This window comes from Pseudidiomarina marina, from assembly GCF_003987045.1.
Classification (GTDB): domain Bacteria; phylum Pseudomonadota; class Gammaproteobacteria; order Enterobacterales; family Alteromonadaceae; genus Pseudidiomarina; species Pseudidiomarina marina.
Genome location: NZ_PIPZ01000001.1, coordinates 953433 through 964779, shown reverse-complemented (window position 1 = coordinate 964779; position 11347 = coordinate 953433). Strand labels below are relative to the sequence as shown.

Below are 11347 nucleotides of genomic sequence, written 5' to 3'. Positions count from 1 at the left end.
TAAGGAATGACCATAACAAAACAACAGAGGACAAATCTATGGCCGCACGTCAGAATCTGACCACTGCTTCAGGCGACCGCATTGCGATTGTTGCCGGCTTGCGTACCCCGTTTGCAAAGCAGGCGACCTATTTCCATGGCGTTCCTGCATTGGATATGGGCAAAATGGTGGTGCAAGAGCTACTTAATCGCTACAGCTTAGACCCAAATGAAGTTGAGCAGTTGGTTTACGGACAAGTTGTCCAAATGCCAAAAGCACCAAACATTGCGCGCGAAATTGTTTTGGGCACAAGTCTTCCTGTATCGACTGATGCGTACAGTGTATCACGAGCCTGCGCGACCAGTTTTCAAACTACGGTCAACGTACTAGAAAGCATGTTGGTTGGAAACATTTCAGTCGGTATCGCCGGCGGCGCCGACTCGTCCTCAGTATTACCGATTGGCGTTTCGCGCTCGCTTGCGCACGCGCTTGTCGATTTAAATAAAGCGAAAACGCTAGGCCAGCGCTGGAATATTTTGAAGCGTTTGCGGTTTAAAGATTTAATGCCCGTGCCGCCAGCAATTGCTGAATACAGTACCGGTTTAACCATGGGTGACACAGCCGAACAGATGGCGAAAACGCACAATATAAGCCGAGCCGATCAGGATGCCTTGGCGCATCGTTCACATACATTGGCCCACGAAGCATGGGAGGCGGGTAAGTTAGATGCCGAAGTCATGACCGCTTATGCTGAGCCGTATAGTGATTTCTTGAAACGTGACAATACGGTTCGTAGTGATTCCAAATTGGATGGTTATGCGAAATTACGCCCGGTATTTGATCGTAAACATGGCACAGTGACTGCAGCGAATAGCACGGCGTTAACCGATGGTGCTAGCGCCATTTTATTGATGACTGAGAGCAAAGCGAAAGCGCTAGGCTATGAAGTTCTTGGTTATATCCGTAGCTACGCATTTAGTGCCATTGACGTTTGGGAAGATATGCTGATGGGCCCTTCGTATGCGACGCCGCTGGCACTTGATCGTGCCGGCATGAAGTTAAGCGATTTAACCTTAATTGAAATGCACGAAGCGTTTGCGGCACAGACGCTTGCTAACATGAAAATGTTTGCCAGCAAAAAATTTGCCGAAGAGAAGCTTGGTCGCAGCGAAGCGATTGGTGAAATCGACATGGATAAATTCAACGTCATGGGTGGCTCGTTAGCCTATGGGCACCCATTTGCGGCAACTGGTGCACGTCTAATTACCCAAACCCTCAATGAATTAAAACGCCGTGGTGGCGGTATCGGGTTAACCACAGCCTGTGCGGCTGGTGGTTTAGGTGCAGCAATGATTGTGGAGACGGAATAATGAGCCAGCAGAAAGCCTTTACGCTAGAGTTACGCGATGATCAGGTAGCTGTCATCCACATTGATGTGCCGGGCGAATCAATGAATACCTTGAAAGCTTCGTTTGCTGAAGAGGTGGCACACGTATTGAACCAGTTAGAGCAACAACACGATCTGAAAGGTGTTGTGGTGATCAGCGATAAACCGGGCTCATTTGTAGCTGGTGCTGATATTAGCATGATTGACGCTTGTGAAAATGCTGCCGATACGGAAAGCTTGGCACGCCAAGGTCAAGCGATGTTTGATCGCATTGAAAGTTTAAAAGTGCCGGTTGTGGCGGCGATTGATGGGGCTTGCTTGGGTGGTGGCTTAGAACTCGCCTTGGCGTGTCATTATCGTGTTGCGACGGACAGCGAGAAAACCATTATCGGTTTGCCAGAAGTGCAGCTTGGTTTATTACCTGGCTCGGGTGGTACGCAGCGTTTACCGCGTCTTATCGGAATCCAAAAAGCCTTGCCGTTAATTTTAACCGGCAAACAGTTACGAGCGAAACAAGCGAAGAAACTGGGTATTGTTGACGACGTTGTTCCCGCAACTATTTTGCTTGAGGCGGCAGTGAAGCTCGCACTAAGTAGCAAAGCAAAGGTGAAGCGTGTTCGCCATTCTTTATTCAACAAGTTACTTGAAGGCAGTGGTGTAGGTCGCGGCATAATTTTCTCGAAAGCTCGCGAGCAAGCGCAAGCAAAAGCGAAGGGCAATTATCCGGCACTTGATAAAATTATCGATACCATTGCCTATGGCGCTGATAAGGGTTTTGAGGCGGGGCTTGAGTTTGAAGCACGTTCGTTTGGTGAACTCGCGATGACGCCAGAATCAAAACAGCTACGCCATATCTTTTTTGCGACGACCGCAATGAAAAAAGAAACCGGAGCCGGCGATACCAAACCGCGTAAAATTGAGCGCGTGGGTGTACTTGGTGGTGGGTTAATGGGTGGTGGTATTGCGTATGTGACAGCAGCAAAAGCAGGGCTGCCAGCACGCATCAAAGATATTTCAGAGCAAGGTATTGTGCATGCTCTGAAGTATAGCTACGACTTATTACATAAAAAAGTGAAGCGGAAACATCTATCGCGCACCGAGCTTGAAGCAACCATGCTGCGATTGAGCGGTACACTTGACTACAGTGGTTTTGATCAAGTTGATGTCGTGATAGAAGCGGTATTTGAAGACCTAAAACTGAAGCAACAAATGGTTGCTGATATTGAGGCCGTTGCCGGTGAAAACACGATTTTTGCCACCAACACTTCGAGTTTACCGATTACCCAAATTGCCGCTGAGGCACAGCGCCCGGAAAACGTGATCGGATTACATTATTTTTCACCGGTTGATAAAATGCCATTGGCTGAGATTATTACCCATGCGGGAACCTCGGATGAAACTATTGCAACAACGGTTGCACTGGCCAAGAAGCAGGGTAAAACCCCAATTGTGGTAAAAGACGGCGCGGGCTTTTATGTCAACCGAATCTTGGCACCGTACATGAATGAGTCGGCGCGATTAGTTCTCGAAGGAGAGCCAATTGAAGCGGTGGATGGTGCATTGGTTAAGTTTGGCTTCCCAGTTGGGCCAATGAAATTGATGGACGAAGTGGGTATTGATGTGGCGGCGAAAGTCGCGCCAATCATGGCTGATGAATTAGGCGACCGATTCCGTGCGCCAGATGCGTTTGGCAAGTTATTGGATGATGAGCGCAAAGGTAAGAAGAACAAGAAGGGCTTTTATGCCTACTCGGGTAAGAAACCGGGTAAATCGGTTGATGAATCGGTATATGGTTTGTTAGGTATTAGTCCGTCAGCTAAGTTAGGTGGTGATGAAATCGCTCAGCGTACAGTGCTGTTGATGTTGAATGAAGCCGCCTACTGCTTGGACGAAGGCATTATCCGTAGTGCTCGCGATGGCGATATTGGTGCCATTTTCGGTATCGGGTTTCCACCTTTCCGCGGTGGTCCGTTCCGTTACATGGATGCCGTTGGTGTGGCTGAAATTGTTCGCCGCTTGCAGAATTATCAGCAGCAACATGGTGAACGTTATACCCCGGCACCATTGCTGGTTAAAATGGCAGAGAATAACGAGCGCTTTTATTAAGCGCTCGATGCTTTAAATTGAATTTGTTGTAAAAACTGGAGTTGAGATGTTTATTGCGCTGTGTTGTTTGTTGTCTGCGCTGACGTTATACATTCAAGCTTTAACCCATGCGATGGGGGCTAAACGTTGGGGAGCGATGGGTTTGTTATTTGGGCCGCTCGTATTACCAATGTTTTTCACCCATAAGCGGATGACATTATTGAAGGCGCAGGGGCGCGCTAATGTATCGATGCTGGTACGCTAATGTGTGCCAAGAAAGCATCACTGGTTAGCGGTTCTGCGAACAAGTAGCCTTGCGCAAATTCGCAGCTCAAGCGGCTTAGTGTGGCTGCTTGAGCTGTATTGACGACCCCTTCTGCAACAACGTCTAATCCCATGTTATGTGCCATGGCGACAATCGATGCAACCATGTTTCGATCGCGCTCAGCACCATTGATATCATCGACAAACGCTTTGTCGATTTTTAATGTTTGAATCGGGAAGCGCTTCAAGTAAGCGAGGGACGAGTAACCTGTACCAAAATCATCCAGTGCCAAGTGAATACCGCAGTTGTGCAATTCGGTCATAATTTCAATGGCACGTTCTGGATCTTCCATGACGACGCCTTCGGTTATCTCTAGCTCAAGATGTTTTGGTGCGAGCTGTTCTTCTTTTAAAATAGTCATGATGCGTTGCGTCAAGTCCGGTTGAATGAACTGCTTCGCTGACAAGTTGACGGCGACACGGCCTTGCACTGTTCCTTGTTTTACCCACTCGCGCATATCGCGACAGGTTTGACGTAAAACTTGCTCGCCCATTTCAATAATCAAACCAGTTTCTTCAGCGAGAGGAATAAATTCACTTGGACTAACCAGCCCGATACCCGGAATATTAAGACGTACCAAAGCTTCGAGACCAACAAACTCATAATTTCGAAGCGAAACTTTTGGCTGATACATCACTTGAATATGATTGTTGCGAAGCGCTTGCCGGAGTTGGTTCTCGACTTGCAAACGGCGTACGGCATTCTTATTCATCGATTCATTGAAGAATTGATAATTGTGGCCGCCGCGATTCTTCGCGTGATACATGGCAGTGTCTGCATTTTGCAGCAGTTCTTGCGACGAGGTGCCATCGTTGGGATAAACCACGATGCCGATGGAGCTTCCAATAACAATATCTTGTTGATTGACATGGAATGCTTCGCCAACTTGAGCGAGGATTTTCGTCGCGACATCAGTAATGACACTGAGGTCGCTTGTATCTTCGAGCATCAATACGAATTCATCGCCGCCTAGTCGGAAGAAAGTATCTTGCGGTCGACCCACCTCGGCAACACGTTCGGCCACTTGTAATAGTAATTGATCGCCAATGTCATGACCCAGTGAGTCGTTAATTTTCTTAAAATCATCCAAATCAAATAACAACAGTGCATGCTGAATTCGTTTACGCACCAAATTGGCATGGCTGACTTGGAAATAGGAACGATTGGGCAAGCCAGTAAGCGTATCGGTGTTCGATAAACGGCGTAATTCGCGTTCCGTCGATTTACGTTCAGTGATATCGGCAAAGGTAGCAACGTAATGTGAAATACGGTCGCTATCGTCGCGTATGGCATCTAACGTTAACTCCATTTGATACAAGCTACCGTCTTTGCGTAAATCTTCGACTTCGCCATGCCAACTGCCGTGTTGTTTTAACAAGCGCTTGATTTGTTCAATATATTCAGGGCTATAAAGCTGCAGTTGGAGCGGCCGATCAAGCATATCATCGCGAGAATAGCCGGTTATTTTGGCTACTGATGCGTTGGTCTCGATGACTTTAAAGTTGGCATCGTAAATACACACGCCATCGGAAATATTAGTGATGGATGTTGCGAGCATTTTCAAGCGTTCTTCAGCGGCAACCAGTGGTGTAATATCCTTCAGAGTACCGGTCATGCGCAACGGGTGTTGGTTTTCGTCGCGTTCAACCACTTTGCCGCGGTCGAGTACCGAAATCCAACCTTTGTCCGTTTTGACACGATAAGTCATCTCAAAATAGTTCGATGCGCCATCTAAGTGCTTGCGCAATTGCTGTTGCAACTTAGGTAGATCAAGAGGATGAATATTACTTGGGCTGCCTCGTTTACCTGATCGAATGTGATCAATCGGGAACTCGTTGAGGTACCGCCAACTATTGTGGCGGTGAATGGTGCCTTCAGGTACGTGCCAATCCCAAAGTTGATCACCACTTCCCCATAAGCTGAGCTTCAGGCGCTCTTCACTACTACGAAGTTGTTTAATTGCGAGATGACGAGCGCGAACAATAAAAAATACCGCCGCTAAAATGCCGAGCAAAAGTAATGCGTAGGCGCTAATAGCCCAAGGCGATAACCAACTAGGAGCTGCAACATCGAGCAAAATTTGGCGACGACCAGACCAACTGGTACCGTCATAGGAAGCTTCAACTTTAAATACGTATTGTCCGTAGCTTAAATTTGTATAAGTGGCGCGTCGATAATCATTATCGGTATAGACCCAGTCTCGATCAAAACCTTCGAGCTGATAGCGATAATAAAGTAATCGCGCATTCGGCGCATAAGGTGCACCAAATTCGATACTAAATGGGTCTTGGATGTCTGGGATATAAAGCGTTTCGGTGTTGTAGAGCTGCGGGCGGTTGCGTTGATCGAGTTGTTGCGCACTAACGGGCTGATTTGCGAGACGAAGGTTTATGAGTTCAACTTGCCAGTCTTGCGCTTGCAACGGGAATGACAGCGAAAACACCGAAACAATAACAATTGTCAGTGCTCTTAAGCGTAAACTGTAATAAAGCTGTTGCAGGCGTCGCACGCTTTTCCCCGAAATTGACTGTTTTATGTACAGCTCTTCTATTTGTTATGTTGTTCATCAAATTAAACAATTTAGCGGGATCTGTCAAAGTTCGCGGGGCATGCAGACAGAAACATTTGTCCTGAAACATTGTTAAAAATTTGTTTTGATTCGGTTTTGAATGCGTCGATAGTTAGTGTTTCAATCGCATCGGCTATTCTAGTTAGTCTTGAAAAATCATGATCTTGTTGTGTTATAGCACTCCACAATCGTTGACTACGTGAGCGTAAACTCGTGTCTTTTTCAGTCAACTGTTGCGTTAAACTCTGCCGTGCTTTGTCGAATTCTTCGGCAGAGATATCCGCTAATATCGTCGGAATCCCCTCAAAAAAGATTTTGATCGCCTGTTCTAGTTCCTGATTGTTCACGCGAGACGATTGCACATAAAACAACAGGTGAGGGTATTGTTGCATTGGTAAATAAGTTGTACCTACCAAATAGCCAAGTTGCTGTTCGGTGCGTAATTGTGCAAAAAAGCGTGGCTGTAACATTTGATTGAGCAACATAAACATGCCCTGTTGTTGCACAGTGTTTTGCATGGATTGTAAAACCGCTATTACTGCGTGATCAGGATGTTGTGTCTCAACGGCGATTGTTGCCGGTAGCTTGTTAAGTGCTGCTGGCGTCAAATCAATGGGTTCCAGAGGCCGAGTTAAATCCAGCCATTGCGCGAGAGCCTTATGGACAGAGGTTAATTGCTCAGCTTTTACGTCTCCATGGGCAAACATTTGTACTTGTGCCTGCGTAAACAAGCGCGGGCTACTTTCGCAGAAGCTTGTAAAATCTAATTGTTCCAACTCTACGGCTAAATCAATGACTGAATAGGTATGCGGCTGCAACTGTACGTTTAAATGTGAGAATAAAAAATTTAGCGGTTTGTGCAACAACGCTTGACGCCAGTTTGTCATCAAGCGTTGTCGTAAATCGAGCCAGCGCTGTTGACAAAAGGACGGTGAATGCATGGCTTGAATGAGTGTGTCAGTTAACTGGGGAACATAGTGTGCAGGGCCAGTCACGTGAAGCGTCATGCCTTGTTGTTGCGGATAGAGATTAAAATGCAATCCGGCAATTTCGGCATCGTAACACTGCTCATTTAACGTATCGAGCATCAATTCACACCATAGACGTGTTTGAGCAAAGTTTGCTGGATTTGCAACGACATTCGGAAGTTGAAAACCAAGATACAAATGAGCCTTCGGTTGTCGAAAATCAATATCGTGAAGATGCCAACAGGTCAATGCTGGAGCTGTTTGTTTCGCACGCGGTAAGCCGGTTGGCTCATCCGAGGTAATGGATTGTAATTGCCATGGTTCGGCGAGATAGGGGTTTGGATCCGGTAGCTTTACGTCTATTGGCGTAAACCCGCTGAATGCCTCAAGTTGTTGTTGAGAAAGTGCTCGCATTGCATAGTGACAACCGTAAATCGGCTCAACATTGTCCGTGGGCAAATCTTTATGGATGACCGTGACTCGCATGTTGTCTGGTCGCATACAATCCAAAAACTGGTGAGCTTTTGGTTGGAATAGACCATCCATTCGATAATCACCAAAAATAATGTCTTCAGCAATGTAGTGCTGCAAGTTAATAGCGAGTTGTGGCGCTAAATCGCTTGCCCGTGGCTGTTCCTGGAAATTAAAGGCATTCATGACACTTACGCGACGTTCGTTATAGCGCCATGAATTCAATCCCTGCTCACGAATCAGCTGAATGTAATGGAATAGGGCGCCAATGATTTCATCACGGTGCGCCATGCCCTGTTCAGTCAGCTGCATATTGATATTAAAATCTTTGAAGTTACTACCACTGATGCCGCCACCGGCAGCGAGGGTATTAATCCAATGCTTATCGCGTAGATAACCAAACAAACTACCGGGACCTTCATAACCCAAAAGGTGCGCAATATAACTTGTGGTCTTGTTTGCGTAATCGTCATTAATACCTGGCAAGGCAAATGTGATGATTAGCCGGCGGGCGTCTTTTAGTGGTTTAACGTGTAACTCAACACCGAGTTGCTCTGGTAAATACAGTGGCTCGTCAATATCCCAAACATCCGCACAGCCACTTTTTACCGCTTGTGCATGTGTACAGGCTAGCTCACTTAACTGCTCAAGTGGTTGCGGACCAAGTAACACTAAGGTCATGCGGCGTGCACAGTACCAACGTTTGAAAAAATCGCGCAACTGCTGCTGCAGTGAATTGTTCGGTTGGTCTTTTAAGGTGCTGAGATTACCCACCGAAAACTTACTGAAGGGGTGTTTCGGATTCGAAGTCGCTTTGTGAACTTGATATAACCGGCGCAACTCATCTTGGCGCTTTAGCTGGAACTCTGACTCAATTGACTGTAACTCTTTATCGATCCACTGTCGTGCAAACAACGGTTCGTGAAAAAATCGCATGAATCGATCGAGTGCTTGATCAAAATAGTTCGCATCAACAGTAAAATAGTAATTACTGAATTCAGTACCCGTCCAGGCATTATGGTTGCCGCCATGGGCACTAATAAAACTTTGGTAACTATTCGCATCTGGGTACTTTTCAGTGCCCAAAAACAACATGTGCTCAAGGAAGTGCGCCAAACCTTGCGCATGATGTGGATCGTGAAAATGCCCAGCAGCAACGGCGAGGGCCGCACTAGCTTGTCGCGCTTCAGCTTCGTGCACCAGAACGCAGCGCATGCCATTATCGAGCTCGATAATGCGATACTTGCGTTGATCGGTCGGGCTTTTGGTAATGTCTTGATCATCAATTATTACCCGAGCCGACACTGTGACTCCTGAGCTATCAGCCGCCATCGTGCTCCCTAAACTTGAACCTTCCGTGAATGCTTATCAAGCAAACATGGTCTGGAAGAAAGCTGGCGCGCAAAGTTTGTACGGACTGCGTGTACTTACTGCTCCAGCGGAGTATCGAAGTTCTCTGGCCGGTCGAAAGTGCCGTCGTAGGCAATCAATTGATCATTTTCGAAGGTTAACGTGACTTTATGTTGGTAGTCTTCGCTTCGACTGCGACCAGAATTTAATTTAAATACGTAATACCAAACATCTTGATCAAAAACATTTTCAGCGACAGGCTCACCAATAACGTAAGCAACTTGTTCTTTGGTCATACCGACCCGAAGTTGATCAACGTCACGTTGCTCAAGATAGTTACCTTGCGGTATATCGATCCGGTACACCCAACTGTCAAAAACGGAACATCCGCTAAGAATTAAAACACTACCTGCAATTACGAGAGCTTTCATAACACCTGCTGTTAATTTGTGATTCTGTTTGTGATGATAAACAAAGCACCTAACCGACCGCAAGTAATTCAGCAGCATTTGCTTTGGTTGCCGCAGTAATTTGATCGCCGCCTAGGAGGCGAGCGAGTTCGATAACTCGGTCATCTTGGTCGAGTCGAACCATGGTCGTTTCGGTACTTGCACCATCTGTGACTTTGTCTACACGAAGTTGCTGATGAGCTTTTGCAGCAACTTGCGGTAAGTGTGTGACACATATAACCTGATTTGATTCCCCAAGCTGACGTAATAATTTACCCACGGTTGCTGCCGTCGCACCACTCACGCCGACATCGACTTCGTCGAACATTAGTGTTGGCGTGATTAATTGGCTTGCGGTTATCACTTGAATCGCCAAACTAATACGCGATAGTTCGCCACCTGATGCGATTTTTGCAAGTGATTGTAAAGGTTGCCCTGGGTTGGTGGTGACGGTAAAGCAAACTTCATCGGTACCGAGACGCGTTGCCGGAGCTTGTGCCTGATGATTAACTTCAATCACAAATCGACCATGTGGCATGTTGAGCTGCTGCATACTTTTCGCTATGCGATCACTAAGTTCATGGGCTGCTTTTTCTCGGCTAGCCGATAATTTCGCTGCTGCTTTTCGATATGATTGTGCTGCGTGTTCAACACGCTCATCGATGTCAGCAGATTCCGCTTGATTTGTTTCAAGTTGCTCGAGTTCGGCAAGTAACTGTTGATGATGTTCGTACAATTGACCTGGCTCGAGTTGATGTTTGCGCGCCAGCTGAATGGCTTGCGAAACTCGTCGTTCAGCTAGTACGAGTTGTTCATCGTCAAGCTCGATATTGTCTTGATAGTGGCGTAGTTCGCGTGCCGCTTCCTCAACTTGGACGCTTGCTTCATTCAATATACGCACCGTTTCGGCGAGGTTAGGGTCGGTTTCTAACTGCTGTTCTAGGCGTGATAACGCGCTTTGCAGCAAGCTGTAAGCATTATTGTGCTCACCTTCATAAATAGCATTTAATGCAAAGGCTGAATCTTCCACCAAAGCGGCACTATTGGCGAGGCGCTTATGTTGCTGCTCAAGTTCTTCGAATTCGCCTTCAGCGAGAGCAAACTCGTTTAATTCAGAAACTTGATAACTGAGCAACTGGAGTCGCGACTCCATGTCTGCTTGCTGCTGGTGCAGCTGTTTTTGTTGTTTGCGTAAGCCGTACCAATTTTGGTACGCGGTTTGAACCTCATCGAGTAATGCTTGATGACGTGCGTAGGCATCGAGCAGATTCAACTGATGCTCAGGTCGCGTTAACAACTGGTGCTCGTGTTGACCATGAATATTAACTAACAGTGGGGCTAATAGCTTAAGCTGCGATGCGGTGACTGGATAGCCGTTGATCCACGCTTTTGAACGCCCTTCGCGGGTAATAATACGACGTAATACACAAGTACAAGCATCGTCGTCTTGCAGTTCTTGTTCGCGCAACCACTGTACGGCTGGGCTTTTGGTTGCAGCCAATTGAAAGGTAGCACTCACTTCAGCCTTTTCGGCATCGGCACGTATTAAATCAACGTCAGCACGATCACCTAAACATAAACCCAACGCATCGAGTGCGATAGACTTACCTGCACCGGTTTCGCCAGTAATGGCCGTCATGCCCGCGTTAAAATCGACATCAAGTTGACGAACAACCGCAAGGTTGCGAATTTGCATATGAAGCAGCATAGGACACCTCAAACACTGTGTATGTGTACAGTAGTTATACAGTATTTATACAGTAA

7 protein-coding genes are annotated in these 11347 nt (G+C 46.7%); 3 read left to right on the top strand and 4 right to left on the bottom strand.

The window, feature by feature from the left end:
• Positions 1-38: 38 nt before the first annotated feature.
• From fadI to CWI76_RS04715, 3 genes are read left to right on the top strand one after another with little or no spacing between them, the layout of a single operon-like run.
• Positions 39-1349 (top strand): acetyl-CoA C-acyltransferase FadI, encoded by a 1311-nt coding sequence (gene fadI, locus CWI76_RS04725; RefSeq protein WP_126759179.1) that lies wholly within the window; start codon positions 39-41, stop codon positions 1347-1349.
• Positions 1349-3472 (top strand): fatty acid oxidation complex subunit alpha FadJ, encoded by a 2124-nt coding sequence (fadJ, locus tag CWI76_RS04720; protein WP_126759178.1) that lies wholly within the window; start codon positions 1349-1351, stop codon positions 3470-3472. Before fadI ends, fadJ begins: the two co-directional genes overlap by 1 nt.
• Before the next feature lie 46 nt (positions 3473-3518).
• Positions 3519-3716, top strand: a complete 198-nt coding sequence (locus tag CWI76_RS04715) for a hypothetical protein (RefSeq protein WP_126759177.1) — start codon at positions 3519-3521, stop codon at positions 3714-3716.
• On the opposite strand, the gene CWI76_RS04710 is transcribed toward CWI76_RS04715, so the two are convergent.
• From CWI76_RS04710 to recN, 4 genes are all read right to left on the bottom strand, one after another.
• A complete protein-coding gene (locus CWI76_RS04710) occupies positions 3691-6285 on the bottom strand; it encodes an EAL domain-containing protein (RefSeq protein WP_126759176.1) in 2595 nt (864 codons plus the stop codon). The genes CWI76_RS04715 and CWI76_RS04710 overlap by 26 nt on opposite strands.
• A 71-nt stretch (positions 6286-6356) precedes the next feature.
• On the bottom strand, positions 6357-9116 hold the full coding sequence (locus tag CWI76_RS04705) for an insulinase family protein (protein WP_126759175.1): 2760 nt from the start codon (positions 9114-9116) through the stop codon (positions 6357-6359).
• Between the two features lie 95 nt (positions 9117-9211).
• Positions 9212-9565: an outer membrane protein assembly factor BamE gene (locus CWI76_RS04700; RefSeq protein ID WP_126759174.1), complete on the bottom strand. Its 354-nt coding sequence runs from the start codon at positions 9563-9565 to the stop codon at positions 9212-9214.
• Between the two features lie 49 nt (positions 9566-9614).
• A complete protein-coding gene (recN, locus tag CWI76_RS04695) occupies positions 9615-11291 on the bottom strand; it encodes a DNA repair protein RecN (RefSeq protein WP_126759173.1) in 1677 nt (558 codons plus the stop codon).
• Between the last annotated feature and the right edge of the window lie 56 nt (positions 11292-11347).